General features: G+C 51.2%; 3 protein-coding genes. 2 read left to right on the top strand and 1 reads right to left on the bottom strand.

The genetic code is table 11. The annotated features are described in order from the left end of the window. Positions 1–710, bottom strand: a 710-nt coding sequence (locus tag QCH34_RS10630) for an RIO1 family regulatory kinase/ATPase (RefSeq protein WP_300333916.1), incomplete at its 3' end; no start/stop codon positions are given. Between the two features lie 177 nt (positions 711–887). Here QCH34_RS10630 and QCH34_RS10625 point away from each other — a divergent pair. After that, positions 888–1628: a hypothetical protein gene (locus tag QCH34_RS10625; RefSeq protein WP_300333913.1), complete on the top strand. Its 741-nt coding sequence runs from the start codon at positions 888–890 to the stop codon at positions 1626–1628. A 29-nt stretch (positions 1629–1657) separates the two neighbouring features. Beyond that, positions 1658–2416 (top strand): NAD+ synthase, encoded by a 759-nt coding sequence (locus QCH34_RS10620; RefSeq protein ID WP_300333911.1) that lies wholly within the window; start codon positions 1658–1660, stop codon positions 2414–2416. Positions 2417–2511: the final 95 nt, after the last annotated feature.

The following is a 2511-nucleotide window of genomic DNA, read 5'->3' as shown; positions in this document are numbered from 1 at the left end:
ATCCAGCAATGGTCTTCATTCACCATTACATTGTATTCGGAGAAATCAGCATGGATGATTCCCATCGAGTAGGTCTTCTGCATCTCGCTAATCAGTTCCTCATAGACAGGACGGGGATCTGCCAGGGTGCACTGGTTCAGGTTCACACCAGGGATATAGGAGATGGCTATCGTGTTTCTGCTCCTGTCAATTGGAACAGGCACCCTGACCTTTCCGGTGAGACGTAACAATGCTTCGTACTCCTGCTCTGCAGAGAGGGTAGAGGCAAAGATCCAGGGGCAGTGGGAATTATCTGTCATATAGTCCCGTTTCAACCTGACCGACTGGAATGAGTGCTGGCCAACCCGGTGGAACTTCAGGACGATCACCCCAAGGCCAAGGGCTTCGTACACCTCGGACTCTTTCCCCACCCCGATGAGGGAGCCAAGTGCCGAGATCGTTTTTCTACCCGCAAGGGTATGGAGGGCAAGGCAGTCATATCCCGCAAAGACGAGCCCATACCCGGGGTAGGGGACGGCATTGTAGCTGATGAGATCTTTCTCCATCAGTTCACCCAGCCGATATTCAAGTTCATTCTTCGAGAGGCGGGTGATCCGTTTCAGATCATCAAAAGGAACCCACCGGTATCGTTTCATGAGACGTTCTATTGCATAGAGGATCGTGTATTCGTACTTGTGGAGATCCCGCACTATATCGGCAGAGGGTGGCATTGTACTTATTATTGGATTGCTGAGATGAAAAATATCATGATACCTGCTGCCCTGTCTTCCCGATGACAGGGCATCTTCGAATCCCATTCGATCCTGTCAGGTTAGGAGGCAGATTCCATACGATTGTATTTACTGGTGATGAGATACATCAATCTAATAAGGGTGTGATCGAAGGCTATGATCAGGGATGGCGATCTGCGCTGTACAAAGTGCAGGAATGATGCAATCATCAGCCAGCGCTATTCAGGACAGATACTCTGCCGGGATCACTTCATCCGTGATCTGGAGGCAAAGGCAAAACGGGAGATCCGCAGGAACCGTTGGCTCCGATCAGGGGATCGGATCTGCGTTGCCCTGAGCGGAGGATACGCATCCGCCACTGTCCTTTCGATCCTTCTGAAACTCACTGAGAAGAGACGTGATATCAAACTGGATGCCCTTCATATCGATAATGGCGCAGGCGTTGCTCGCAGAAGTGCAGAAGAGATCGCTGCGTCTGCGGGGGTTTTCCTTCAGATCGAAAAGAGAAATCCTGAGCATACAATAGAAGAGGATATTGCAGCATGTGCATCAGGTGCGGGGATCAGAGCTGTTGCCAGTGGAAAGACCCTTGATGATGAGGCTGAAGCTGTCTTCAGGGCATTTATATCGGGAGATATCAGATCTCTTGGATCCAAATCCGGAACAGAGGAGATTCGCTGGATCTATCCTCTTGAAACCATTCCGGCACATGAGGTCCGGCTCTATGCCGCCCTCCATTCTGACTGGGTTTTTGATGAGCGGGAGGAAAGAGACGAAAGCGGCGTGGATATCCAGGCAGTTCTCGGAGCATATACCGCACGCCACCCCTCAACACTCTATGCAGTGTACCATATCGGCAAAAGGATTCGATCCTGCATACCCGATACCAAACAGTAGTATCGGAGTACAACCTATCCCTGATCATCATGCAGTGTGATATCGGCTGTGAAAAGACACGGGTCGAGAACCTCATCAGGCAGGGGATCTGGTCTTCGGGAGCAGACGGAGTGGTTCTTGGAATATCAGGCGGGATCGACTCAGCGGTGGTTGCCGCTCTGGCGACAGCAGCTGTCGGCAGTGAGCGCGTATTCGCATTCTTCCTCCCTTCTGCAACTACGCCTTCGGCAGATGAAAGGGATGTCCGGGAACTCTGTGACAGGCTTGCAGTTGCACTTCAGATCATCCCGATTGATGGTATCATCGAGGCATACCGCCGGATGGACGGCTTTGTCGACAAGCCGCACCTCACTGGTAACCTGATGGCACGGACACGGATGGCAATATTGTACTTCCAGGCAAATCTCAGGAATTGTCTTGTCATTGGCACCTCAAATAAAACAGAGTATTTCATCGGATACTGTACCAAATGGGGAGATAATGCAGCAGATCTCCAGCCAATTCTTCATCTTTTTAAAAAAGAAGTCTATCTTCTGGGAGAAGAGCTGGGGATACCTGATGCAATTATGAAGAAGGAGCCGTCTGCCGGTCTCTGGCAGGGCCAGAGTGATGAGAAAGAGATTGGGATCTCATATGCAGAGCTTGATTCTGCACTCGAATTCCTTGAAGGGAATCACTGGAAAGCTGAAAATGAGATCCAGGAGCGGGTATTTTCACTGGTAAAGAAGAGTGCTCATAAGCGGCTGCCCGCGCTCAGTCTCGCAGGCACTGATCCCAGATCTCCGTGAACAGCTCGGGCCGGTTCATCAGGTCTGCAATCGTCTGATCGCCGATAAGGCTGTAGAGCGGCTGTCTCCTGACGATCCCTATCTCCGGGTGGTCG

This window comes from Methanocalculus sp., assembly GCF_029762515.1.
In the GTDB taxonomy this organism is placed as follows: Archaea; Halobacteriota; Methanomicrobia; order Methanomicrobiales; family Methanocorpusculaceae; genus Methanocalculus.
This window is presented reverse-complemented; position numbering and strand designations above follow the sequence as displayed.